The following is a 25,189-nucleotide window of genomic DNA, read 5'->3' as shown; positions in this document are numbered from 1 at the left end:
AGTCGGACGCGACCTCGTTCTACTCGACCGCTGCTACGTAATGCCAACCACAGGAGGTACAGATACCCGCGCGTATCAATGGGCGTGCTCGGCCGAGCCTTTGCCCAATTCCGACTTGAGGATGAAGCTACCGACGGTGGCCACCTGCGCGCCGGCATCGAGGCCCTCGCGGACTTCGACGAAGCCGTTTTCACTCACGCCCAGTTCGATATGGCGAGTCATGAAGCCGTCCACCGTACGTACGAACACCGAAGGTTTGTCCTCGACGGTCTGGATCGCCTCCTGCGGTACCGTGACCTTGGCCTGGTAGGTGTCAGTCGCCACTTGCACGGCCACAAACAAGCCCGGGCGCCACGAGTCATCGGGGTTTGGCACGGTGACTCGCACAGTCGCGGTACGGGTCTGTTCACCCAGCAAGTTGCCGACATAGGCCACCTTGCCCATCACTTCGGTGCCCATTTCCGTGGAGCTGACCTTCACCGGTTTACCTACCTGGACCTTGTTCAGATCTTTGGGGAACACGCCAAAGGTGACCCACACCTGAGACAGGTCCGACAGGGTGAAAGCGTTGCTGGTCTCGCTCACCACTTCACCGACGCCGAGGTGTTTTTCCACCACTACGCCGTCGAACGGCGCACGCAGTTCATAGCGATTGCCACCCGCCAATACGGTGCTGCCGCTCAGGGCATTCATCTTTTGCCGAGCGTTGTTCAGGGCAATCTCGGCCTCTTGCAAGGTCTGGCGCGCCAGCAGGTAATCCTGCTCGGCGGAGATCTTGTCCTGCCACAATTGGCGCTCGCGCTGGAAGGTGGTGCGGGCCAGTTCGACCCGGCGCTCGCTGGCCGCCAGTTCACTGCGCTGATCAGAGATCTGCTGGCTGGCGATAACGGCCAGCAACTCGCCTTTTTTCACCGACTGCCCCAGGTTGACCTTCACCGACTCCACCACACCCGCTGCACGGGGCACGATGTGAGAGGTGCGGTCTTCATCAAAACGTATCTCGCCCGGCAGCGACAACACGGTGCTGATCTGGCGGGGTTGGGCTTGAGTCAATTGAATGCCGGCGGCCTGGATTTGCTGGTCGGTGAGTTCGAGCTTGCCCTCTTCTTCTGGTGCTTGCGCGGCGGCTGCCTGTTCCTCGACCGCCACACTGGGGGCAGGTCGGAACAGGTCGGTCGTCACCACCAGCCCTAGACCCACGGCCACTGCAACGGCCAAAGCAATGCCTTGTTTCTTGTTCATCGGGTACTCCTGAAAAATCAAAACCGGGCGAGGTCGCCGTAAATCCGTTCGATACGTACCCAGGCGTCGGTGGCCTGGGCCAACGCTGCGAGGTATTGGGTGCGGGCCGCAATCAAGGTGCGTTGGGCGTCGAGGACTTCCAGGAAGTTGAACTTGCCCATTTCGAAACCACGGGTGGCGCTGTCCACCGCGCTCTGGGCGGCCGGCAGAATCACTTGGTTGAAAGAACGCACTTCGCTGTTGGCCGTCGACCACAGGTCCAGGGCCTGGCGGGTGTCGGTGCGCAACCGCAGCTCGGCGGCGTTGCGCAGGTCCCGCGCCTGGTCGGCACGCCGGCTGGCAGACAGCACGTTGCCCTGGTTACGGTTGAACAGCGGGATCGGCATCGACACGCCCACCACGTTCACCCGCTCACGCACGCTGGCGTCGTATTGGCTGCCGATGGACACATCGAGGTTGGGAATGCGCTCGGCCTTTTCCAGGCCCAATGCCGCCTCGCGTTGCTGGATTTGCAGTTCGGCCAGGCGCAACTCGGCGGTTTGATCCAGACGCGCCAGCAGTTGTGTAGGTGGGGGTAATGCTGGCGCGGCCATGGCTTGCGCCGCGACGGATTGGAAGTCAGTGTTCGCCGCGCCAGTAATGGCGGCCAGACGACGGTAGGCATCGGTCAGGCCCATTTCGGCGCGGCTGAACTCAAGGCGGATTTCCGAGAGTTGTACCTGAGCGCGAGTGGCTTCCACCGGCGACGATTTGCCCGCCGTGACCCGGCCATTGGCAACCACCAGGCCGCGCTCGGCAAGTGCCAGTGAGCGTTGGGCCAGATCGAGGCGTTCCTGCGCCCGCAGCGCGCCGTAAAAACCTTCGATGACATCGGCCCGCAACACGTTGCGACGCTGCTCCAGTGTCAACGCTGCCGCGTCCTGGGCCCTCGATGCCACATCAATTCGCGCGCCGCGCTTGCCGCCCAACTCCAGAGTCTGGCTCAGCTTAAGGGTGGTGGTACGGGAGTTGCGCCGCGTGTCTTCGGCGTCGAAAGAGGCCACAGGATTGGGGATCAAACCGGCCTGCTGTCGACCGCCTTGGGCGATGTCGATTTCCCATTGCGCAGCGGCCAGGTCCGGGTTGTTGGCGAAGGCGGTCTGCAGCGCCGAATCGAGGGTCAACGTTTGGGCTTGAGCGCCTTGAACCGTCGCCGTACTAAATAACAAAACAGCGGACAAAGCGCCCGCCATCCACAGTAATTTTCTTACGAGAGTTGGCATAACAAGAGTTCCACGCCCATGAAATAGCGGATAAATCCAAGCACGGGCAATGTAACTTTCGTTACTTATCAGAGGGGTGGCCAGAACATTACAAATCCGTTATCAACCGCTCTATTACGGACCTTTGCTTTAAGATCCCGGTCAATCGAAGGCGACCCACACACTCAGCAAAAGTCAGCTTCCACTTTCACCTTCAACACACTTTCAAACTCAACTTTATCTTCTTCATTAAACCGAGGGACTTTACCCATGCGCATTCTGGTTATCGAAGACGAGCCTAAAACTGCCGACTATTTGCATCAGGGCCTCAGTGAAAGTGGCTACATCGTCGACTGTGCCGCCACCGGCGCCGACGGTTTGCACCTGTCACGCCAACACGCCTATGACCTGGTGATGCTGGACGTGAACCTGCCGCAGATTGATGGCTGGGATGTGCTCAGGCGCATCCGCCAGAACAGCAGCACTCGGATCATGATGCTGACGGCCCAAGGCCGATTGGCCGACCGGATCAAGGGCCTGGACCTGGGCGCCGACGATTACCTGGTCAAGCCGTTCGAGTTTCCCGAACTGTTGGCCAGGGTGCGTACCTTGATGCGCCGCAGTGTGCATTCGCCGGTGCCTGACGTGCTGCGGGTGGCCGATCTGGAACTGGACCAGGGCCGCCATCGTGCCTATCGCGGCCTGCAACGCATTGACCTGACCACCAAGGAGTTCGCCCTGCTGCACCTGCTGATGCGCCAGAGCGGCGTGGTGCTGTCGCGTACGCAAATCATCTCGTTTGTCTGGGACATGAACTTCGATTGCGACACCAACGTGGTGGAGGTGTCGATCCGCCGTCTGCGGGCCAAGATTGATGACCCGTTCGAGCACAAACTTATCCACACCCTGCGCGGCGTCGGCTATGTGCTGGAAGAACGGGAATAGCCGTCAGGCATGCACCTCGTCGTGGTCGTCGTGATGGAAGCCTTCACCTTCGACCTGCAGCGTGACGTGGGAAATATCGAATTGCTCATGCAGCATTTCCGTCACTTGGGTGAGGATTTGTTGTTCAGTACCCACGGTGGCATCCGCCACCAAATGACTGCTCAGCACATTCTTGCCGCTGGTCAGCGCCCAGATATGCAGGTCGTGCACATCCTTGACCCCAGGGATGGCGCGAACGGCTTGCTCCACCTGGTCGATATCAACCCCATCCGGCACGCCTTGTAGCAGGACGTTCATGCTTTCCTTGAGCAGGGTCCAGGTCCGTGGCAGTACCCAGAAGCCAATAGCTGCCGCCACCACCGAATCGACCCAGCCCCAACCGGTGAACATGATCACCACCGCCGCAATGATCACGCCAATAGAGCCGAGCATGTCGCTCCAGACTTCCAGGTACGCCCCTTTGACGTTGAGGCTCTCACCACTGGCCGCGCTCAACAGGCGCATGGAAATCAGGTTGACGATCAGCCCCAGCACCGCGATCACCAGCATGCCAGTGGACTGGATCTCGGCAGGTGCCTGCAGGCGCTGATACGCCTCGTAAAGGATGTAGAACGCCACGGCAAACAGCAGCAGTGCATTGAAGGCCGCCGCGAGGATTTCGAAGCGTGCATAGCCAAAGGTGCGCTTGCGGTCGGCCGCGCGCTTGGCCACCTGGATCGCCACCAGGGAAATCGCCAGGGCCAGGGCGTCGGTCATCATGTGGGCGGCGTCGGACAACAGCGCCAGGCTGCCGGTGACAAAGGCCCCGATAACCTCGGCAATCATGAAGCTGCCGGTCAGCCCCAGGGCCATCCATAACTTGCGTTCGTGTCCGGCGCGTACCTGGGCGTGGCTGTGTCCTGCGCTCATGAAATGTCCTCGTGACTGAATGTGAAACGGATCATAGAGCTATAGGCCAAAACCATCGGCATGGTTTGCAAAATTGTCATCTGGCGGCCAGTTTGACGTTAGCAGGCCGCACCAAAACTGCGCACGAACGCTCTGGAACAGTCTTATCAGGTATGATTTTCGAACATGAAACAAAAAGAAACATATTAGTCAGCCTGTTCGATAAGGAGTCCCGTTTTGGAGTTATCGACCGCCGTGTGGATGGTTCACGACACCCGCCTCATGCTCTGCGTCCTGCTGGCCATCGCCAGCATTATTGTGCTGATCAGTGCGACCAAGCTGCCGCCATTCCTGTCGATCCTGATTGGCACCTTTATCGCGGGTGTCGGCGCCGGATTGCCACCTGAAGAGGTAGCAAAAGCATTCAGCAAAGGTGCCGGGGCGATTCTCGGTGAAGCCGGGATCATCATCGCCCTGGGCTCGATGCTCGGCGCGCTGATGGCCGAATCCGGCGCTGCCGACCGTATCGCCACCACCCTGTTGAGGTTGGGCAAGGGCAAGTCGTTACCGTGGGTGATGGCGCTGGTGGCGATGGTGATTGGCCTGCCACTGTTCTTTGAAGTGGGCCTGGTGATGATGGTGCCGATCATCTTCGTCATGGCCAAGCGCTCGAACCAGCCGCTGCTGAAAATCGCCATTCCGGCGCTGGCAGGGATGACCACGCTGCACGCACTGATGCCGCCGCATCCCGGGCCGCTGATTGCTGTAGGCGCGCTGCACGCCGACCTGGGGCTGACCATGTTGCTGGGCTTTTGCCTGGCGGTTCCCGCGGTGATCCTGGCCGGCCCGCTCTACGGCAACTGGCTGTCCAAACGCATGCATGTTGACGAGCCCGCCGACATCGGCGCGTTGTTCAGCGCCCCGCCCAAGGCACCGCGCCAGCCAGGTTTTGGCGTATCGCTGCTGATCATCCTGTTACCGGTGATCCTGATGCTCGGCAGCACCTTGGCCAAGGTCGCCATGCCAGCGCAAAGCACGATCGCCCTGACCCTGAAGTTTCTTGGTGAACCGTTGATTGCCCTGGGGCTGGCGGTGATTGCCGCGGTGATTTGCCTGGGTTGGGCCAGCGGCATGCCGCGCGCCGATGTCGGTAACACGCTGCGCAAAGCCCTCGCGCCTATCGCCGTGTTGCTGCTGACCATCGGTGCCGGCGGCGGCTTGAAGCAAACCCTGCTGGACGCTGGCGTCAGCCAGACCATCAGCAAGTTCGCCGAAGGCGCCCATATGCCGTACCTGTTGCTGGCGTGGTTGATCGCCGTGGCCCTGCGCCAGGCCACTGGCTCGGCGACCGTCGCCACCACCACAACGGCGGGCATCCTGGCGCCGATGATGGCGGGGCTGGCGGCGACGCAAAGCTCACTGGTAGCGTTGGCGATTGGTGCGGGCTCGGTGTTCTTCTGCCACGTCAACGATGCCGGGTTCTGGATGGTGCGCGAGTACTTTGGCTTGCAGTTGAAGCAGACGATCTGGGTGTGGTCGGTGTTGCAGACCATTGTTTCGGTGGTAGGCCTGGTCGGCACCTTGCTGATGTGGCACTTTTTGACGTAACGACCGTCAAGCGGTGGTGTGGCGCCTGCCAAAGTGCGCCGCACTCACCGCCCCAACCGCACCCATCACCACGCAATACCCCACGCATATCCACGGACTCGTGGGCATCAGCGCGATCAACATCAACGGCGTGGTACTCGCCCACAGCGCGTAGGCAATGTTGTAGGTGAAGGAAATCCCCGACACCCGAATCTGCGCCGGGAACAGGTTGACCATCACTGACGGTACCGCACCCACTACACCGCAACTCAAGCCGGCAATCGCATAGGCCGCACCGAGCCAGACACCGCCTGCGATGAGGCTGGCATACAGAATCGCAATCCCCACCGGCAGCAACAGGCTGTAGACCAATACCGCGCGCCAGGCACCGATGCGGTCCACCAACAGGCCGGCCAGTACGCAACCGATGTTCAGGAAGACGATGCCCAACGCGCTCAAGGCGAAGGTGTGGCTGGGGCTCATGCCGAAGGTTTTCTGCATCATGGTCGGGGTGATGACCACCAGCACCACCACCGCCGAGGTGAGGACGCAAGTGAGGATCATCGCCGGCAACAGGGCACTGCGATGTTCGCGCAAGACCCTGCGCAGGGGCAGTTCGGCGTCGGCTTGACGACGGGCCTGCATCGCCAGGAACACCGGGGTTTCGCTGAGCCAGCGCCGCAGCCACACACCGATCACGCCAAACACGCCGCCCAACAGGAATGGAAAGCGCCAGGCGTAATCGAGGATTTCAGTGGGCGTAAACACTTGCGCCAGCAGCGTTGCCGTCAGCGCGCCAAGCAGGTAGCCGAAGGTCAAGCCGGCCTGTAGGAAACCCAGGGCATAACCACGATGATTGGCCGGCGCATGCTCGGCGACAAACACCCAGGCGCTGGGCACTTCGCCGCCCACCGCCGCGCCCTGGAGGATGCGCAGCGCCAGCAGGATCAGCGGTGCGAAATAGCCGATTTGCGCGTAAGTCGGCATGATCCCGATCAGCAGGCAGGGCAAGGCCATCATCAGGATACTCAGGCTGAACACCCGTTTGCGTCCCAGATGATCGGCAAAATGCGCCATCAGGATCCCGCCCAGCGGCCGCGCCAGGTAGCCGGTGACGAAGATGCCGAAGCTTTGCAGCAGGCGCAGCCACTCGGGCATTTCCGGCGGAAAGAACAGTTGGCTCAAGGTCAGGGCAAAAAATACGAAGATGATGAAGTCGTAGATTTCCAGGGCGCCACCGAGGGCGGCCAGGCCCAGGGTTTTGTAGTCGGAGCGGGAGAAGCGCTGCGCCTGTGGATAAGAAATGGCAGTCATGACGAAACTCTGAATATTAAAGAGATAACGGTACGCGGGGGCATGGTCTACGCAAACCCTGGCGCGATCAACCCGATTGGCGGAGGTTCTTCCACCCGACGATCTCCAGCGGCATACTCGATCACCCTCACGGACGAATGCAGGCCCGCCATGACGACACCTGTGCAGAGTCAGCAACAAGCCGCCTTTGAAAGTTCGATCAAGGCGCTGCAGGCTGAAGTCGCCAGCATCGGTACCCACCTGAGTATCGATGCCAGCGCACGCCTGGCCTATACCCAGCGCATCAAGTTGATGGCCGATGATTTGCGCATGCAGGTGGCCAGCGGTCGTCTGACCTGGACCCAGGCCGCGTCCCAGGCGCAAGAGGCGCGCAACGCCATCATGGAAATCATCCGCGCGCGCAGCACGCCGGTTGGCCGGGCCATGGCCCAGCAGTTGAAGAGTGAGGGCAAGACGCTCAACGAGTTGGTGGCGCGCAAGACGCTGCAACTGCATGGGCCGACGGCGGATTTCAGCCGCTTGTCGGCGTCACAGCAGAACGCGGTGTACGCCGAAATCGTCAAATCGGCTGGCAAGTCCAACCCCCGGGTTACCGCCACCATGCGCAACCTGTCCCGCTTCGGACGCGGGCTGATTGTGCTGTCGATCGCGGTTTCGGTTTATAACGTGATGAGTGCCGAAGACAAGACCCAGGCGGCTGGCCGGGAGATTGCCGTCACGGGCGCGGGAATTGTCGGCGGTATGGCGTCGGGGGCCTTGGCCGGGTTGGCCTGCGGGCCTGGAGCGCCGGTGTGCGTCACCGTTGGCGCCTTTGTCGGTGGTGCATTGGCCGCTTTTGGCATGGATATGCTCTTTTAAGGGGACGCAATGATGCGGTTGGCTTCAGAGGTCAGCGTCCGGCATCAGCCTGGTGCCGATGAAGAGGTGATTCCTGCCAGCGAAGTGCTGTTGCAGGGCGTCGCCAGTGGCACCCTCGTCAGCGGCGCGGTACTGGAAGCCGCGGTGCAATGGCGTAGCTTTTACCTGCTGTTTCTGACGGATGATGTGCCGTTCGAAGAAGGCCTCAACATTCATCTGCTCGACGAACGTGGCGCGCTGCTGGATTCGGCGACACTGGGCGGGGCGTACAGCAGCGGGCATTTTCACGACTTGCTACTGGGCGATGGCGACACCCTGAGCTTTCGGTTTATTGGCGATACCACCTGGCGCCTGGAGCTGTTGCAACACCCGCAGTTTCGCTTGCCACTGGTCTCCGAGCCCGCTGGGGTCAGTCGTCGACTGGGGTTTTCCCGGCACTTCATTCTTCGGGGTAATCCCAAGCCTCAGGCCGGTTGAAACGGGCTGCCATTTTCTCCCCGGTTTGATTTACTGTGGGCAACTGAACCCAAGGGCCCTCCTGCGGCCCTGCGCCCCACCATAATCATAAAAATCTGGAGTAGCTTCATGGCCGCTGATATCGAAGATAGCCGCTATGCCCGTTTCGCCCTGCGTTGCTCGAACTTTGCCGAGCGCTGGTTTCCTGACTCCTGGGTGTTTGCTGCCCTCGCCGTGATCATTGTCGCCGTGGCGACGTTAAGCATGGGTGCCGCGCCGACCGAGGCGGCCAAGGCGTTTGGCGATGGTTTCTGGAGCCTGATCCCGTTCACCATGCAAATGGCCTTCGTGGTGATTGGCGGCTACGTGGTCGCCAGTTCGCCGCCTGCGGTCAAGTTGATTGACCGCTTGGCGCGTATCCCGAAAAACGGCCGTTCTGCCGTGGCGTGGGTGGCGCTGATCTCGATGGTGGCCTCGCTGCTCAACTGGGGCTTGTCCCTGGTGTTCGGCGGCCTGCTGGTGCGGGCGTTGGCCCGGCGCACGGACTTGCGCATGGACTACCGCGCGGCGGGTGCTGCGGCTTATCTGGGGCTCGGCGCGGTCTGGGCGCTGGGGCTATCCTCGTCGGCGGCTCAATTGCAGGCCAACCCCGCCAGCCTGCCGCCGTCGATTCTGTCGATCACCGGGATGATTCCCTTCACTGACACCATCTTTCTCTGGCAGTCCGGCGTGCTGTTGCTGGCTCTGATCGTGGTCTCGCTGATCATCGCCTACGCTACCGCACCAGGGCCGAACAGCGCCCGTGACGCCAAGGCCTGCGGGGTTGATCCGGCCTTCAATCTGCCCAAGCCACAGCCGCCGAGCCGTCCGGGTGAATGGCTGGAGCACAGCCCGTTGCTGACGATTCTGCTGGCGTTGCTCGCGGCCGGGTGGCTGTTCCATGAGTTCTCGACCAAGCCGGCGATCAGTGCCATTTCCGGGCTGAACACCTACAACTTTCTGTTCCTGATGGTCGGCGCGCTGTTGCACTGGCGCCCGCGCAGCTTCCTCGATGCAGTGGCCCGAGCGGTGCCGACCACCACCGGGGTGCTGATCCAGTTTCCGCTGTATGGCTCGATCGCGGCACTGATGACCGTGGTCAAAGGCGGCGACGGCCAGACCCTGGCTCACCATATCTCGACCTTCTTTACCTCCATCGCGTCCCACGACACCTACGCCCTGTTGATGGGCGTGTACTCGGCGGTGCTCGGCTTCTTTATCCCGTCGGGCGGCGGCAAGTGGATCATCGAAGCGCCTTACGTGATGCAAGTGGCCAATGACCTGCAATATCACCTGGGCTGGGCAGTACAGATCTACAACGCCGCCGAGGCATTGCCGAACCTGATCAACCCCTTCTATATGCTGCCGCTGCTGGGAGTATTGGGATTGAAGGCGCGGGATCTGATTGGCTTTTCGTTTGTGCAGTTGCTGGTGCACACGCCGTTGGTGCTGTTTCTGCTGTGGGCGCTGGGGACGACGTTGAAGTATTTGCCGCCGGTGATGCCATAGCCCAATAACAGTTCTGTCTTCGTTCCGTCACATTCCATTGCTACCGTTCTGGCGAAATATCTTGCAACAACTAGCCAGCAGGGACTCCCAGCAATGAGTGACGAGCACGAAGACCGCCCTTCCCCCGAAACGGCAACCAAACCGCCGGTCGACACCAGCCGGCGGCGTTTTCTGGGAGGGGCGGCGGTGCTGGGAGTGGGCGCGACCTTAAGTGCCTGCGGCAATACCAGCGAAGCGCCGGGCAAACCGGTGGAGCGGCCGCTGACGCCCCAAGAGCTGGACAAGGCATTGCGCGAGCAGGTGAAAACCGTGGTGGTGATCTACGCCGAGAACCGCAGTTTCAATAACCTGTTTGCCGACTTTCCAGGCGTTGAAAAACCGCTGTCGGCGCTTTCTGCCGCCGAGTATCAACAACGTGATCGCGATGGCAGCCTGCTCAGCACCCTGCCCCCAGCCTGGGGCGGCGTATTGCAGGTCGGTCCGCAAAGCGTGGATGGGGTGACTTATCCCAGCGAAGTGCAATTCCAGGAAAACCTGCCCAACGCCCCGTTCCCCCTCAAGGGCCCGAATGGCGAAGACCTGCCCCTGAGCCTGGTCACCCGCGACTTGTGGCATGTGTTCTACCAGAACCAGATGCAGATCAATGGCGGCAAGAACGATGGTTTCGTGGCCTGGGGCGACGCCGGTGGCCTGGTCATGGGGCATTACGCCCAGAGCCGCTACGCCCTCAGGCTGTGGGACGTGGCGAAGGAGTTTGTGCTCTGCGATAACTTTTTCCAGGGCGCCTTTGGTGGCTCGTTCCTCAACCACCAGTACTTGATCAGCGCCACGGCGCCTTTTTATCCGAACGCGGCCCAATCGGTGGCCAAGGCACAGATCGCCGCGTTGCAGAGTGACGACCCGATGGATCCGCGTCTCAAGCCTCTGGATAAATCCCCGGCCAGCGCCATGACCGGGCCGCCGCAATTCGGCCCCAGCGCGCTGACACCCGACGGCTACGGCGTAAACACCCTGGCCCCGCCCTACTGGCCAACCTGGATCCGCGACCCAGAGCATCCGGACTACTCCAAGCCTGATTTGCCCAACGTGCTGGTACCGCAAACCCACGAACACATCGGCGACAAGCTGTCGAAAAAGAACATCGACTGGGCCTGGTACGCCGGTGCCTGGCAAGCGACCCTGGACCAGTTCAAGGACTCAGGCGGTATTCCGAAGATTCCGAACTTCCAGTACCACCATCAGCCCTTCAACTACTTCAAGCAGCAAGGGCCAGAGAACCCGACCGAGCGCAACAAGCGCTTGCGCGACGGTGGTCTGGGGGAGGAGTCGAGCACCAATAAGTTTTTCGCCGATGCCGAGGCCGGCAAGCTGCCCGCCGTGACCTTCTACAAACCCCAGGGCAATCTCAACATGCACGCCGGTTACGCCGACGTGGCCTCGGGCGACCGGCATATCGCCCGCGCCTTGAAGGTGCTGCAGGAAAGCCCGCAGTGGCAGAACATGGTGATCATTGTCACCGTCGATGAAAACGGCGGGTGGTGGGACCACGTGGCGCCGCCCAAAGGCGATCGCTGGGGCCCGGGATCACGCGTGCCGGCGCTGGTGGTCTCGCCTTTCGCCCGCAAGGGCATGGTGGACCACACGGTCTATGACACGGCATCGACCCTGCGCCTGATCACTCGGGTCTTCCAACTGGAGAAGCTTGACGGTCTCAAGCAGCGTGATGACGCGATGATCGCCCGAGGCCAGAAGCCCATGGGAGATTTGAGTAACGCCCTGCACTTCACGGTGTAGCGAGTTTTGCCGATTGCCCGGCAAAAAAGCATATTTACTGCACGTTTTTCCTGGTCAGACGCTACTGTGTGAGGGTGGGCATTCATCCCGCGCAGACGGGCATTCGCTGACAAGGAATCAAGCATGTTTAAACTGACCAGGCTGTCCTTCACCCTGGCCGCACTGACCTTGAGTGCGGTCGTACACGCTGATGTCGAGGTACCGCTGGGCACTCCGCAACGGGTCACCCAATTGTTCGCTTACCCCAACAACTGCAGCGTCATCTGTTTTCGGCCGATGACACTGGAGCAGACCGTCGAGCACTACCTGAACCAAAGCTTGCAACGTGACGGTTACAGCCGGGCGAAAGTCAGCGTAAAAACCGATCAGGACAAGGTCCTCGCGACCTTCAGTGGCGTACCGGACAGCTATGATCAGCCGTTGACCACCCTACTGAACACGGCGGACCTCGCCTATCAAGGCGCCAGCAAACTCAACAGCGACGGCAAGTGGCAGTTCAGCTGGTACCTGTTCCTGCCATTGGGCATGGCGTTGGAAAACCGCAAAAGCATCGAGCTGATGCATTTTCCGCCGGATTACTCCCTGACCCATTTCCAGGACTACCTGGAGTCGGCCACCACCGACCGCTGGGCCACCTTGCTCACAGCCAACGGTATTCCGGCGACCCAGACGCCGGAGTACCAGACCATCATTGATATCGCCCCGATTGCCGCCCCGTCCACCGCTGGCAAGGATCTGGAGGGCGTCTATAGCTACTTCACCGAGTACCAGACACGGATGGTCAAGGAGCTCAGCCAGCAGGCCAACGGCTCGTTACCCATGGTGGCGTTTGGCGCGCCGGTGCGCAATTGGATCAAGCAGCAGTACGATCAAACCGTAGGCGTACTGGGCCTGGCACAGATCAGCCCGACCGAAGACAGCAAGGTGGCGGTATTGGGTGCCAACCATCCCAGCTACATCTGGTATGCCGCCAACCCGGACACCTATGACGGCGACGAGCAAAAGGCCGATGAGGCGGGCTTAAAGGTCATGGGCCTGGACTTGAGCGCGGCCTGCTGGCAGGCGGCAATGGGTCAAAGACCGGGCAGCGATGCCAACGTGCAACTCAAAGCCTGCATGAACACGTGGCAGGTGACGCGTAAGGAGCAGACCTGCGAACTGTTCTACACCTCGATTCGCGAGCTGACGCCCGAGCAGGCCAATGCCAAATGTGCCACGCCAGGCATCCGAGCCCAGTTGAAACAGTTAAAAGGCTCGGCACCCGCACCGTCCATCAGCGCCCCCGCGCTCTAAGGGCAGACATTTTCCTACGCGAAAAATAGCCAATATCTACTGTCAGATTTGACAGTAGATATTGGCTGCCACTTCAACGAATCTTGAGCTGAACCCATCAGTTGCATGGCCGGCATGCCAATCACTACCCGCAGGCCAGTGCAGCAAAACTCAGGAGAGTGATGAAAACTCAAGCCATGGATAAGGCGCCTGTTGCAAGTGACTGCCTTTACCCCTTTGAAACCCTGCTCGACAAGCCTGGCTATCCGTCGACGCGCGACTTTCAGGTAGTACAGACCCGCTACGGCCCGGGGATCGAATCCAGGACCGCTTTCGACAGTCGGGTACGTATCGCCAAAGTGTCCGGTTATGCGCTGAGTGAGCGGCAACTGCATACCCTGCAGATTTCCTCTCGCATTCACCTGTACGACCGGTGGTTCAGCGGTTTGCTGTCGCACTCATGCAACCCGAACGTGTTCCTCGACATCAGCGAGCTGGAGCTGTGGTCGGTCCAGCCGATCCCCCCCGGTACAGTGCTGACCATGGATTACTCCAGCACCGAAGACGAACTGCCCCAGCAATTCGCCTGCCGCTGCGACGAACTCAACTGCCGAGGCTGGATCACCGGCATGAAGGAGCCCCTGAATGCCGATGGCCAGCTGTTTATGGAGCAATGGCGTAAACGTAAACGCCCCTAAACCGCGCCGACCGGGCGCAGGCGATATTGCGGCGGCAATTGTTCGAAACCACTGATGGTGGCGTTCAGGCTTTTCCAGCGCCCGTCCTTGATCCCGTAGATGCAACCGTGGATCGACAGGCTCTGCCCGCGGTGCCAGGCGTTTTGCACAATGCTGGTATGGCCGACGTTGGCCACTTGTTGGATCACGTTCAGCTCGCAGAGGCGGTCAACCCGCTCCTCTTCCGTGGGCAATTGGGCAAGCACTTCGCGATTTTCGTAATAGAGGTCGCGGATCGAGCGCAGCCAGCCGTCAATCAGACCCAACTGACGGTCCTGCATCGAGGCGCGCACACCGCCACAGCCATAGTGGCCGGTGACCAGGATGTGTTTGACCTTGAGCACATCGACGGCGTACTGGATCACCGACAGGCAGTTGAGGTCGGTGTGCAGCACGACATTGGCCACATTGCGGTGCACAAACAGGTCACCGGGCAGCATGCCGACGATCTCGTTGGCCGGCACACGGGCATCCGAACAGCCGATCCACAGGTATTCCGGGGTTTGCTGGCGGGCGAGCTTGGCGAAGAATTCGGGATCTTCCTGTTTGATCGCATCCGCCCAGCGTTCGTTGTTATCAAGCAGGTCTTGTAGTTCGTTCATCAGGGAAAGCCTCAGGAATGATGCGCAGCTTTGACAGACGACCGCCCGTCGGGGTCACGCCCAAAATGCAGATAGCCAAACCGTAATTACCTTGAATCTTAGTGTGTAGTGCCTGTCCACACACTATAAGCCCCACAGTATGAGGAATGGTCATGACTGAATCACGACGTCCCTACGGTGCACCGCAACCGGAGCCGATTGATGACAACGAGGACCGCATGGGCTCGATGCGGGAGCTGGACTTCGACGAGGAGGAGCCGACGGCGGAGATTGGCGATGAAATTCCACGTCGGGAGCGCAAGCACTTGATGCCCGACGAACGGGTGCGAGAGGCCGGCATGACCGGGGCTTCGACCGATGATCATGAGTCGACCGATGATGACATGAGCCCGGAAACCCTGATTCGTGAGGATGGCGCACGGGATGCCCGGGAAGAAGGTGAAGGCGAACAGGCCGATTGGGACCTGAGTATCGTCGATGAGGATGATATTGGCGGCGGAAACGGCTTGGATGAAGCGGAGATGGCGGAGCGGGATCCGGTAGATGGCAATCGTTGAAGCACCGCCGCTCCCACACATGGGTTGTTGCGTCTAATCGACCAGGGTGCAGGCCATGACAACCGCATCTTCGCGGCCACCGACAGCGGGGTAATAATCCCGCCGGCGACCAATCTCGTTGAACCCATAACGCTCATATAACCGAAACGCGCCGGTATTGCTGTCACGCACCTCCAAAAAGCATTCCCGCGCATTGGCTGCATAAGCCCGGGACATCAGGTGTTCCAGCAATTTCAGGCCCAGGCCGCGGCCCTGGTTTTCCGGCTTGACGGTGATGTTCAGCAAATGGGCTTCATCGAGGATGATCTGCACCACCCCATGCCCCACTTGCTGCTCACCGTCAAACATCAGCCAGATCTGGTACTTGCCCAACCCATCGAGAAAAATCCCGCGGGTCCAGGGATGGCTGAACGCCGCGTATTCGATTTTCAGTACGGCGTCGAGGTCCGCCTCGGTCATTGGGCGAAAGGATACAGCGTCACTCATCGGTACTTTTCCAACGCGCCATCAGCCGGCGCATGGCTTGCCAGACGTCAGCCTTACGCTGTGGCTCTTCCATTAATAATTCCAGGCCCGGCAGGGCCCAGACTGAACCCAGGCCTTCAACCTGCAGCTCGCGGTACCAGGCTTCGGCATCGGCTTCACCCGCAAAACGTACGGCGGGCAAGCCGATCAGCCACAGGCACACGCACGGCTCATCTTCCAGGCGTGCCGACACAAATCCTTGTACGAAGTCCCGCGCAGCTTCCGGCCCTTGGTCCATCGTGCCGCGCACCAACAGCGGCCAACGCACCGGCTCGCCGACGATTTGCGGGCTGTCCGGCAGGCCGGCGGCGCGCAGCATGTCCTTGAGCAGCAGATAGGCCGGGTCGCGGGTCTGGAAGCGCTCGCCGGTAGGCAATTCCACCAGCAACAGGCAACGCCCGGCCCGCAGCAGTTGCAGAGCAAAGCGCGGCGGCGGCACGACCGGGGCCTTGGCCACGGGTGCCGCTTCTTCTGTAACGGCAGGTTTGGCAATCGGCGACGGACGCGGTACTTCAATCTTGACCCGCTCCGCAGGCCTTGCAACCACCTCGGCAGGCGGCTTGACCAGCGCTACAGGCACAGCCGCTTCTTCACCCGAAGACTCGAAGGCCTCAAACGGTTCAAGCGCTTCCAGCAGCTCAGGCCGCGAAGGCGCGGCAAAGGGCAGTTCGGTGCGCGGCAGCCAGTTGACCACCTGCATGGCGGTCAAGTAAGCGCGGCGTCGGGACTCGATAAGCAAGGGTCGGCCACTTGTGGATAACTAAAGAAAGGGGATTCTACCGCCCTTCGACGAAGATCGCCCGCAGTTGATCGTTTAAAACATCTCCCGACCACGCCCTGACCGGCTGTGGATAAATCCCACCGAGGATGCAGTACAATCGCTGCTTTTAATCGCCAACCAGCCGGCCATTCCCATGATCGAACCCAAGCGCGTCTTGCGCGCCCTCGCCGAACACTGGGCCCTGCTTGAGCCACTGTGCGAACACTTTGACCAAGGCACCCTGAGCCTTGCCGAGCTGCGCGCGCAACTGGCCGCCCAACAACTGGACAGCACGCCACAGGACATCACCAGCCTGCTGGACGTGTGGATTCGCCTGGATATCCTGGTACCTGTCGCCAAGAGCCCGAACCGTTTCGAGCTCAATGCGCAGATCCACGACTTCCTCGCCTATCTTCGCAAGGAGCACCGGCTAGGCCTGTGCCTGGAAATCGAAGCCTACCTGCGTCACCTTGAGCGCCTGGCCGGTTATATCCAGGACGCCTTCGACATCCGCGACGGCCACGACCTGGCCCGGCAACTGCGCTTGCTGGATATGCGCGTGCGCGACGTGCTGAAAAAGCTCGCCAACGACGAACAAGCCCTCGCCGCCGTGGCCGATCGCGCCAAGACCAGCGACCGGCAGATCCCGTTGCGTCAGCGTTACGCCGAAGTACTGGCGACCTGGGACGAATACGTCGAACCGATGATTCAACTGGTCAACGCCGACGGCGCCTTCGAACAAGGCGTGCGCAAGGTCGAAAACGTGCTGCTGCGCATGCTCACCGAGCAGCAACGCCTCGGCCACCTCGTGGACGACGACATGCTGCTGCGCACTCACGCACGCATCCTCGAAATGCAGACCAGCGCCCAACTGACCTTGCGTCATGCCCGTGAATTGCTGCTGCCGCTGCGTGAAGAAGCGCGCCGGCACAACGCCGTGACCCGTGGCGCCGCGCTGGCCTTGTCGGCCATTCGCCGCAAGGGCCTGGACGCGGTGCCGCAAGCGGCAATGCCGATGTTTACCCGGCCGCAAAGTACCTTTCTCGGCAGCGCCAGCCAGGTCGAGGCCTATGTCTACGCCCTGGCGAACTTCGAGCCCAAACCGGCGCGCTTTCCCAAGGCGCACAAATCCCACAAGGGCGAAGCCCCTCGTGCGCCACGCACGGTCAAGGAAATGCTCGAGCGTTGCGAAGACGCGCTGCCGATGCCGGACCTGATGACCTGGCTGCTGGAGCAGGAACCGGACGGCGCGACCGACGAGTTGCTGTACTGGTTCTCACGCCTGTCGCGGGAGAAACGCTTCAAGCGCGAACGTCTGGAACGACGGGATTACCACACTCACGAGCACCAGGTCAGCCTGCGCTCCTTCGCCCTGCTCCCGGCCAGCCTTGATACGGCCGAGAATTCTGCGAGCACACCTTATGCATCTTGATCTATCCGAACTGTCCCAACTGGCACCGATCTTTCGCGAACTGTTCAAGGGGTACCACGTCAGTCGCCGCGACCCGGAGCTGTACGCACAACTGTCGAACTTCCAGGACCAATACCGCACGCTGTTCAAGGCCCTGGGCTTTGAGCTGGTATGCGACACCCGGGGTTTCTACTACTTCGTCCCGGACACCGCTGTTGCCGCCGCGCAGGTCAACAAGACCGCCCAGCGCCTGGCGTTATTCACCTTCATCATCGTCGAACACCTGGCCGACCAGGGCCGCGACCCGGTTGCCGTGCTCGACGGTGGCAGCCTGGGCCGTGATGAATTGCCCTCCTTGCTGGAAAAGTACCGCGACCTGTTTATCCAGGCCGAAGTGCAGACCCAGGAAGAGCTGGAAGAAAAAATCATGCGCCGCATGACCCAGCTCGGCTTTGCCAGCGAAGAAAACGGTATCTACCGCTTCTTGCCGCCGATGCATCGCTTCCTTGATGTGTGCCTCTCCGTGCAGCAAGACCGTGACTTGGCAGCCAGCCTGCACAGCGTGTTGCCTTTGCCGGTGCCGGTGTTGATCGACGAAGACAGCGATGAAAAACTGCTGAAAACAGACGATCCCTTGGATTTGAGTGACTTCGCTGAAGAAAGCGAAGAAGACGCCATGGCCCGTGCCATTGCCGAAGAACAGGAGACCGACGCATGAGCAAGGAACGCTACGGCATTCGCCGCTTCGCCCTTTTGAACACCGCCGGTTACAGCCTGGGCTTGTTCCCGCTGGAAGAACCGCTGTCGGTATATGGCGCGAACAACCTCGGTAAATCAGCTTCGATCAACGCCCTGCAGTTCCCGATTCTGGCGCGTATGTCAGACATGAGCTTCGGCAAGTACACCCTGGAGCAATCCCGGCGTTTCTACTTTGCTACCGACACCAGCTACATCCTCGTTGAAGTCGCCCTGCCCCACGGCCCACACGTGATTGGTGTTGTCGGGCGCGGCCCGGGCGGCGGTTTCGGGCACCAGTTCTTTGCCTACGCCGGCAAGCTGGACCTGGCCCATTATCAGAAGAATGACACCTGCCTGCGCCAGAAAGAGCTGTTCACCAACCTTGAGCGCGAAGGCCTGAAAGCCTATGAGCTCAAGCCCGATGAACTGCGTCGTTTGCTGGTGGGTGGTCACACTTCGATCCCGCTGGACCTGACCCTGATTCCGCTGCGCTCCACCAGCGAGCAGAGCCTGAAGACTTTCCGTGCGCTGTTTATCAACTTGCTGCACATGCGGGAAATCACTGCGGCCAAACTCAAGCAACTGTTCCTCGATGCCTTCGAGCACAGCCTGCGTTCCGGCAGTGTCGATTACATCGCCGCGTGCGAAGAAGCTTTCCGCGATGTACGACGGATGGAACAGGACTACAACTCGCTGGTGGCCGCCGGCCCGCTGGTGGAAGCGCTTTCCAACGGTGTGAAACAGCGAGAGATCCTGCGGGGCAAATTGCATCGCCTATCGCCGTTGCTGGACTCGCTGCTGGGCACCTGGTCGGACTATGCCAGTGCGCGCAAGGAAGAACTGACGATCCAGGCCGAGCATTACCGTAACGAGCAAGATGCCCTGCAGAACGACCAACGCGGCGGCACCCAGGAACTGATGCGTCTGGAGCGGGAAATCAGCGGCATTCAGCGCTGGCTGGGCGAGTTGTCGGTGCTCAAGCATCGCTTTGCCCTGGTGGATGACGTCAAGGTTCTGGAACAGCAATTGCTGGCGGCCAAGGATGCTCACGATGAACTGGCAGGCGCCCTGGCGCAGTCGCGGCAGTTCAGCGCCGAGGATCTGGATGAGCGTCTGCGGGATCTGGAAAAACGGTTGAAGTCGGTCAAGCAGCAACTCGACCACGCGGATAACAACAGCTACGCCAAGCTGCGCGAAGAGTTTTCCCAGCAGGACGTCGAGCGCCTGATGCGCCTGTTCAACAGTTCGTTGTTCAGCTTGCCGCTGGGTGAGCACGGCATCACGCTGGATGAGGATGGCCAGTGGGTCAAATCCCTGGAGCTGATCCTCGATGGCTTCAAGGGCGAGCGTTTTGAAGTGCCGGGGCTGTCCATCGACATCTCGCACATCGAGCCACCGGCGTTGCAGGCGTTGGCCGACCGCGCGGCATTACGCGACCAGAAAGAGCGCCTGGAAAAAGAACTCAAGCAACTGAAAACCCAGCAAGCCGTCGCTTCTGACCGGGCAGCGAGCAAGACCCAGACCGAAGCGCTGTACCAGCAAGTACTGGATGCACAGAAAGCGTTGGAAGATTTCCGCCGCGCTCAGACCCTGAGCGCCGAGGAAGGCGAGAAGCTGGAAAACCTGGCGCAGATGGAAGCGGCGCAAGACGAGTTGAAGCGTTCCAGTGATGCTTTCACCGAACGCGTCCAGCAACTGTCGGCCAAGCTGCAGTTGGTGGGCAGGCAGATCGGCGACATGGAAGCCAAGCAACGCACGCTGGATGACGCCTTGCGTCGTCGTCAGTTGCTGCCGGCGGACTTGCCGTTTGGTACGCCGTTCATGGACCCGGTCGACGACTCCATGGATAACCTGCTGCCGTTGCTCAATGACTATCAGGACAGCTGGCAGGGTTTGCAGCGCGCTGATGGCCAGATCGACGCGCTGTACGCACAGGTGCGCCTCAAAGGTGTGGCCAAGTTCGACAGCGAAGATGATATGGAGCGCCGCCTGCACCTGCTGATCAACGCTTATGCACACCGTACCGACGAAGCCCTGACCCTGGGCAAGGCGCGGCGTGCGGCGGTGACCGATATCGCGCGAACCTTGCGCAATATCCGCAGCGACTACGACAGCCTTGAGCACCAGTTGGCGTTGTTCAACCGCGAGATCAACAAGCGTCAGGTCTCCAACCTGCAAAGCTTCCGCATCGTGCTGGCGCCGAACAAGGAAGCCCTCAAGCATATCGACCAGATCATTCACAGTGCCGGTCAGTATGAAGAAGGCGAAACCCTGTCGGTGTTCGACCTGAGTCAAAGTGCCGAGCAAGACAACAAGAACGAAGAGGCCAAGGAATACCTGGCACGCCTGGTGGCGGCGAATCATAACCAGCTGGGTCTCAAGGACCTGTTTGAGTTGGCGTTCGAGATCACCAAGGTCAATGGCCAGCCGATTATCCACACCGACATCGATGGCGCCGCGTCCAACGGCACCACCATGACCATCAAGGCGCTGACCAACATGTACTTGTTGCTGCACTTGATGGACCGCGACCAGGCCGGTCGCGTGCGTCTGCCTTACTACCTCGACGAGGCGGCAGACATCGACGAGAAGAACCAGGCGGCTTTGCTGGAAACCAGTTTGCAACTGGGCTTTGTGCCGATCCTGGCCAGTGTGAAACCGCAGGTTTCCGCCCAGGTGGCGATTGACCTGGAAGGCGGCAGTGGGCCAAACGGTATCTACATTGATGAGGCGGACTGGAAATACATTCGCCGTCATGATGTGGTGAAGGCGACCGTCAACGTGCAGGCAGATGAGCCGGAGTTGGACGAAGTCTGATCGGCTGCACTGAAACGCAAAAGGCCGCGATCCAATGGATCGCGGCCTTTTTTGTGATCTTTATGTTTTATAGTGTTTCTGATGGCCTCATCGCGGGCAAGCCCGGCTCTCACATTGGAACGCGATCAAATGTGGGAACGGGCTTGCTCGCGAAAGCCACGCCTCGGTCTATTTTCCGAGCGGAATTTTGGGTGCCCAGGTCAGCCATTCGTCTTCGAACTGGTCGAACAACGGGAACGTCTGCTCGGGACGCGCCGGGTTGCCCATGCGTTCACCGTCCGGAGTCGCAAAGGCTATGCCGCCCTGGATCAACGTTTCCAGGGACTCTGTGCGCACCGTCGCGCCCTTGAACAGGCCGAAGTCGACACCAAAGCCGCTGGTGTTCCAGAAACGACTGCCGCTACGAACCAATGGGGCGTATTTGGGTTCGATCAGCACATGGACCAACACGCGATCCGCGGTTTGGCCCAGTTCGTAGCCTGTGACCTTGCCTACAGTGACTTCACGGTAAGTCACCGGCACACCGATTTTCAGCGAGCCACGACGGGCGGCGCTGAGTACCAGGCTCAAACCGGCTTCCTGCACGTTGGTCTCAGGCGGTTGTGCCAAGGCAACGAAGTCTTTCTGTGGCCCGGTGCTTTTCACGGCAGGCAGGACTTCGATGTATTGGCCGGTGACCAGGGTTTCCAGGTTGGAGGTTTTCATTATTCCCAGCTCTGGCTTGACCACCCAGAACTGGCTACCGACGCGGGCAATGCGCTCCGGTACTTCGGTGATCCGTGCACCGAGCAGTACCGATTGCATATCGGCGCTGAGGTCTACGCTTTCGATCTTGCCCACATCCAGGCCCTTGAAACGCACTGGCGTGCCTGTGCTTAACCCGTCGGCGCGGTCAACCTTGATGGTCACCAGAGTACCTCGTTTGTGGGCGGTTTCACGGTCAGGGAACAAGCGGAAACGTGGGATACGGTGTTTCAGCGGCACGTTCGGCTCAGGCGTTTCGAAGGCGATACCACCCGCCATCAAGCTTTGCAGGGATTCACTTTTCACCTGGATACCGCCGGTGAGGCCGCCGGTGAGCGTCACGCCGCTGGCATTCCAGAAGCGGGTCGAACCATTGACCAGGCCTTCGTATTCTTTCTCGATGTGAACGCCGATCACCAGTTGCTTGTTCTTGCGGGAGAACTGATAGCTCTGCACCGAGCCGACCTTGACCTGCTTGTAGAGAATCGGGCTGCCGACCTCCAGCGAACCGAGACTGTCAGTGAGCAGCACCATGTGCAGGCCGGGGGAACGCAGGTCCAGCGGCGGTGCCTTGGCCCGAGCGACGAACTCGCGTTGCGGTGCACTGCCCTTGTCACCCGGACGAATGGCAATGTAGTTACCTTTAACCAGTGCTTCGAGACCGGTGATACCGGCCAGGGAGATCGAGGGTTTGACCACCCAGAACTGAGTGTCCTGGACCAAGTAGTCTTCAGCCAATGGATCCAGGGTCAACTCGGCATTGGCGCTGGAGAGGTCGGAGGCGACCTTCAAGGTTTTCAGGCTGCCGACCTGGATGCCTTTGTACATCACTGGCGTGCGACCCGCCTGTAACCCCTCGAAGTCGCTGAGCTGGACCTTGACCCGAATACCTGCGGCAGCGGCGTCGAAGTCTTCGTACAGACGGAACGGCAGGGTCGGATCGGTGGGAGGGCTGTCCTTGCGATTCTCCGGCGTGGCGAAGGCGATACCGCCGGCGACGATGCTGGAGAGGGACTCGCTGCGCACTTTGACGCCGGAGAGGTTGGCGTCGATGCTGATGCCGCTGGCGTTCCAGAAACGCGTATGTTTGCGCACCAGGTTGGCGTAGGTGGGCTCGATGTAGACCTTGATTTCAACGGTGCTCTGATCTTCGGAGAGCAGGTAGCTTTTGACCTGGCCCACTTGGATCTGTTTGTAGAACACCGGGCTGCCACGGTTCAACGAACCGAGCCGTTCAGCCTTGAGGGTCAGGTGCAGGCCCGGCTTGGCATCGGATAATGGAGGCTCTTCGGAGAGCGCCTTGAACTTGCGCGTTGGTTCGCCGTCGCCAGGATTGGCCGCAATGTAGTTACCTGAGACCAGGGTTTCGAGGCCGGTGATCCCCGCCAGGCTGACGCTGGGCTTGACCAGCCAGAAACGGGTGTTGGTCTTGAGGTATTGCTCGACGTCCTTGTTCATCTCGATGGTGGCAATCACCCCACGATTGTTGCCCTCATCATCCAGGGCCAGGGTTTTGACCTTACCCACGGACATGCCTTTGTAGACCACTTCGGTCTTGTTGGCCTGGATGCCCTCTCCGCTTTCAAAACGGACCTGAATCTCGATACCTTGCTGGTGATAGGCACGCCACCCCAGCCAACCACCGATGATCAGAGCAATCAACGGCAACACCCAAATGGCCGACCAGTTGGAAGCTGGGCGGGTTTTAGCCTTAGGCAAATCATTCATCGTCGTCGTCCGACTCCGTGTTATCCCAAATCAGTCGGGGATCGAAAGTTACTGCGGCAAGCATCGTCAGAATCACCACACTGGCGAAAGCCACGGCCCCGAGATTGGCCTCGACGCTGGCAAGTCGCCCAAAGTTTACGACCGCCACCAGGATGGCAATCACGAAGATATCCAGCATGGACCAGCGGCCGATGAACTCGATAAAACGGTACATGATAATGCGTTGTTGCGCGGAAAGTGGCTGGCGACGTTGCACCGAGAACAGCAGTAGACCAATGCCCACCAGCTTGAAGGTCGGTACCAGAATACTCGCGATAAACACGACCGCGGCGATGGGATACATGCCGTGTTGAGCCAGTTGAATTACCCCTGACATGATGGTGCTGGGGTCACCTTGACCCAGGGAGCTCGCGGTCATGATCGGTAACAGGTTGGCGGGGACGTACAGAATGGCGGCGGTGATCAGCAAGGCCCAGGTACGCATCAAACTATTCGGGCGACGCGCATGAACCAGAGCACCGCAACGGGTACACGTTTGCTCATCGGCGTCCGAATCTTGCCTGTTCAATTCGTGACATTCAGTACAGATCAGAATGCCCGCATCAATCGCCCGCATGAGCATCCTCTCCTGACAACGCTTCCCATATCTGGTGAGGCGACATCACCACCTCCAGCAGGACCTGAACCATTAATAGACTGATAAAACAGGCCAAGCCCAGACCTACGTTGATGGACGCCATGTCGGCCAGCTTTACGATGGCGACCAGTACGCCCATCAAGTAGACCTCGAGCATCCCCCAATCCCGAAGGTGGTGATAAATGCGGTACAGCAACAAACCGTAGCTGCGGCCAATGTTCCAGCGGATGCTCAGCAGCACAGCCAATTGGCACAGCAATTTAAGCAGGGGAATACCCATGCTGCAGAGGAAAACCACTGCGGCAACCCCTTCCATGCCGGTATCAAACAGACCGACAACGCCGCTCCACACGGTGTCCTGAGAGGACTGCCCGAGTAGATTGAGCTCCATAATGGGTAAAAAGTTCGCGGGGACGTACAACAACAGTGCGGCCAGTACCAAAGCAAGGCTGCGTTCAACGACGTTGTGGCGACGAGCATACAGCTCGTAGCCGCAGCGCGGACATTGGGCCGTCTCACCGCGGGCAAGCGTTGGCTTGCGCATCAGCAAATCGCACTCATGGCATGCCACCAAGTCTTCCAGCGGTAAGTCTGATACCGCGAGGGCATCAACCGGATCGGGCATATAGGGCTCGGACTCTAAAAAGGCTAGGTGCCTATTCTAGTGTTCTGGTTCAGAAATAACTGTGCAAAATTGTCGGGCTGCCAGTAGATGTTCCTGAACTTTTCGATCGCCCAAAACAAAACCCCATCTGCTTTCGCAAATGGGGTTCTGGAATTTAATCTTG

Annotated in this window: 22 protein-coding genes; 12 read left to right on the top strand and 10 right to left on the bottom strand. The window is 60.1% G+C overall.

All coding sequences use genetic code 11. The annotated features are described in order from the left end of the window. Positions 1 to 75: 75 nt before the first annotated feature. Positions 76 to 1,242 carry an efflux RND transporter periplasmic adaptor subunit gene (locus tag J7E41_RS16035; protein WP_214994286.1) on the bottom strand — a complete coding sequence of 389 codons (1,167 nt, stop codon included), beginning with the start codon at positions 1,240 to 1,242 and terminating at the stop codon, positions 76 to 78. Positions 1,243 to 1,259: 17 nt separating this feature from the next. Next, the gene (locus tag J7E41_RS16030; RefSeq protein WP_214994285.1) at positions 1,260 to 2,504 is read right to left on the bottom strand and encodes a TolC family protein; all 1,245 of its coding nucleotides are present in this window, start codon (positions 2,502 to 2,504) and stop codon (positions 1,260 to 1,262) included. A 249-nt stretch (positions 2,505 to 2,753) separates the two neighbouring features. Between J7E41_RS16030 and J7E41_RS16025 the strand changes: the two genes are divergently transcribed. Next, on the top strand, positions 2,754 to 3,428 hold the full coding sequence (locus tag J7E41_RS16025; RefSeq protein WP_169352927.1) for a heavy metal response regulator transcription factor: 675 nt from the start codon (positions 2,754 to 2,756) through the stop codon (positions 3,426 to 3,428). A 3-nt stretch (positions 3,429 to 3,431) separates the two neighbouring features. On the opposite strand, the gene J7E41_RS16020 is transcribed toward J7E41_RS16025, so the two are convergent. After that, positions 3,432 to 4,337: a cation diffusion facilitator family transporter gene (locus tag J7E41_RS16020; protein WP_214994283.1), complete on the bottom strand. Its 906-nt coding sequence runs from the start codon at positions 4,335 to 4,337 to the stop codon at positions 3,432 to 3,434. A 216-nt stretch (positions 4,338 to 4,553) separates the two neighbouring features. Here J7E41_RS16020 and J7E41_RS16015 point away from each other — a divergent pair, with 216 nt between their 5' ends. Further along, positions 4,554 to 5,924, top strand: coding sequence for a gluconate:H+ symporter (locus J7E41_RS16015; protein WP_214994281.1), 1,371 nt, complete (start codon positions 4,554 to 4,556; stop codon positions 5,922 to 5,924). A 6-nt stretch (positions 5,925 to 5,930) separates the two neighbouring features. Here the strand turns inward: J7E41_RS16015 and J7E41_RS16010 are convergent, their stop codons facing one another. Continuing rightward, positions 5,931 to 7,217, bottom strand: a complete 1,287-nt coding sequence (locus J7E41_RS16010) for an MFS transporter (protein ID WP_214994279.1) — start codon at positions 7,215 to 7,217, stop codon at positions 5,931 to 5,933. Positions 7,218 to 7,367: 150 nt separating this feature from the next. On the opposite strand from J7E41_RS16010, the gene J7E41_RS16005 reads away from it, so the two are divergent. From J7E41_RS16005 to J7E41_RS15980, 6 genes are all read left to right on the top strand, one after another. Next, the gene (locus J7E41_RS16005) at positions 7,368 to 8,075 is read left to right on the top strand and encodes a hypothetical protein (RefSeq protein ID WP_214994277.1); all 708 of its coding nucleotides are present in this window, start codon (positions 7,368 to 7,370) and stop codon (positions 8,073 to 8,075) included. 12 nt (positions 8,076 to 8,087) lie between these two features. Continuing rightward, positions 8,088 to 8,552 (top strand): hypothetical protein, encoded by a 465-nt coding sequence (locus tag J7E41_RS16000; protein WP_214994275.1) that lies wholly within the window; start codon positions 8,088 to 8,090, stop codon positions 8,550 to 8,552. A 108-nt stretch (positions 8,553 to 8,660) separates the two neighbouring features. Next, positions 8,661 to 10,079, top strand: a complete 1,419-nt coding sequence (locus J7E41_RS15995) for a short-chain fatty acid transporter (RefSeq protein WP_155581898.1) — start codon at positions 8,661 to 8,663, stop codon at positions 10,077 to 10,079. A 93-nt stretch (positions 10,080 to 10,172) separates the two neighbouring features. Further along, positions 10,173 to 11,873: an acid phosphatase gene (gene acpA, locus J7E41_RS15990; protein ID WP_214994273.1), complete on the top strand. Its 1,701-nt coding sequence runs from the start codon at positions 10,173 to 10,175 to the stop codon at positions 11,871 to 11,873. A gap of 123 nt (positions 11,874 to 11,996) precedes the next feature. After that, a complete protein-coding gene (locus tag J7E41_RS15985; RefSeq protein ID WP_214994271.1) occupies positions 11,997 to 13,166 on the top strand; it encodes a hypothetical protein in 1,170 nt (389 codons plus the stop codon). A gap of 161 nt (positions 13,167 to 13,327) precedes the next feature. Next, complete coding sequence (locus J7E41_RS15980; protein ID WP_214994269.1) at positions 13,328 to 13,843, top strand: SET domain-containing protein-lysine N-methyltransferase; 516 nt, start codon at positions 13,328 to 13,330, stop codon at positions 13,841 to 13,843. Here the strand turns inward: J7E41_RS15980 and can are convergent. Further along, positions 13,840 to 14,484 (bottom strand): carbonate dehydratase, encoded by a 645-nt coding sequence (gene can / locus J7E41_RS15975; protein ID WP_169352917.1) that lies wholly within the window; start codon positions 14,482 to 14,484, stop codon positions 13,840 to 13,842. The two genes, J7E41_RS15980 and can, sit on opposite strands and share 4 nt — an antisense overlap. Before the next feature lie 152 nt (positions 14,485 to 14,636). Between can and J7E41_RS15970 the strand changes: the two genes are divergently transcribed. After that, positions 14,637 to 15,041 (top strand): serine kinase/phosphatase, encoded by a 405-nt coding sequence (locus J7E41_RS15970; protein ID WP_214994267.1) that lies wholly within the window; start codon positions 14,637 to 14,639, stop codon positions 15,039 to 15,041. 33 nt (positions 15,042 to 15,074) lie between these two features. On the opposite strand, the gene rimI is transcribed toward J7E41_RS15970, so the two are convergent. Both rimI and J7E41_RS15960 read right to left on the bottom strand, forming a co-directional pair. Next, on the bottom strand, positions 15,075 to 15,527 hold the full coding sequence (rimI, locus tag J7E41_RS15965) for a ribosomal protein S18-alanine N-acetyltransferase (RefSeq protein WP_214994264.1): 453 nt from the start codon (positions 15,525 to 15,527) through the stop codon (positions 15,075 to 15,077). Next, the gene (locus J7E41_RS15960) at positions 15,520 to 16,266 is read right to left on the bottom strand and encodes an energy transducer TonB (RefSeq protein ID WP_214994755.1); all 747 of its coding nucleotides are present in this window, start codon (positions 16,264 to 16,266) and stop codon (positions 15,520 to 15,522) included. The genes rimI and J7E41_RS15960 overlap by 8 nt, the downstream gene beginning before the upstream one ends. A gap of 214 nt (positions 16,267 to 16,480) precedes the next feature. Here J7E41_RS15960 and mksB point away from each other — a divergent pair, with 214 nt between their 5' ends. Genes mksB through mksF form a run of 3 tightly spaced genes read left to right on the top strand, consistent with a single transcriptional unit; the run spans position 16,481 to position 21,292 of the window. Then, entirely contained in the window at positions 16,481 to 17,758 is a 1,278-nt protein-coding gene (gene mksB, locus J7E41_RS15955; protein ID WP_214994262.1) for an Mks condensin complex protein MksB, read from the top strand. Further along, positions 17,748 to 18,455, top strand: coding sequence for an Mks condensin complex protein MksE (gene mksE, locus J7E41_RS15950; protein ID WP_214994260.1), 708 nt, complete (start codon positions 17,748 to 17,750; stop codon positions 18,453 to 18,455). Before mksB ends, mksE begins: the two co-directional genes overlap by 11 nt. After that, positions 18,452 to 21,292, top strand: a complete 2,841-nt coding sequence (gene mksF, locus J7E41_RS15945) for an Mks condensin complex protein MksF (RefSeq protein WP_179449076.1) — start codon at positions 18,452 to 18,454, stop codon at positions 21,290 to 21,292. Before mksE ends, mksF begins: the two co-directional genes overlap by 4 nt. A 168-nt stretch (positions 21,293 to 21,460) precedes the next feature. On the opposite strand, the gene J7E41_RS15940 is transcribed toward mksF, so the two are convergent. The 3 genes from J7E41_RS15940 to J7E41_RS15930 are packed head-to-tail and all read right to left on the bottom strand — an operon-like array spanning position 21,461 to position 25,026. Beyond that, positions 21,461 to 23,764, bottom strand: a complete 2,304-nt coding sequence (locus tag J7E41_RS15940; RefSeq protein WP_214994259.1) for a PqiB family protein — start codon at positions 23,762 to 23,764, stop codon at positions 21,461 to 21,463. Further along, positions 23,757 to 24,380 carry a paraquat-inducible protein A gene (locus J7E41_RS15935; RefSeq protein ID WP_214994258.1) on the bottom strand — a complete coding sequence of 208 codons (624 nt, stop codon included), beginning with the start codon at positions 24,378 to 24,380 and terminating at the stop codon, positions 23,757 to 23,759. The genes J7E41_RS15940 and J7E41_RS15935 overlap by 8 nt, the downstream gene beginning before the upstream one ends. Continuing rightward, positions 24,367 to 25,026 (bottom strand): paraquat-inducible protein A, encoded by a 660-nt coding sequence (locus J7E41_RS15930; RefSeq protein WP_214994257.1) that lies wholly within the window; start codon positions 25,024 to 25,026, stop codon positions 24,367 to 24,369. Before J7E41_RS15930 ends, J7E41_RS15935 begins: the two co-directional genes overlap by 14 nt. Between the last annotated feature and the right edge of the window lie 163 nt (positions 25,027 to 25,189).

The organism is Pseudomonas fluorescens, from assembly GCF_018614655.1.
GTDB lineage: Bacteria > Pseudomonadota > Gammaproteobacteria > Pseudomonadales > Pseudomonadaceae > Aquipseudomonas > Aquipseudomonas fluorescens_BX.
Note: the sequence above shows the minus strand (reverse complement) of the source record. Positions and strands in the feature narration are given on the sequence as shown.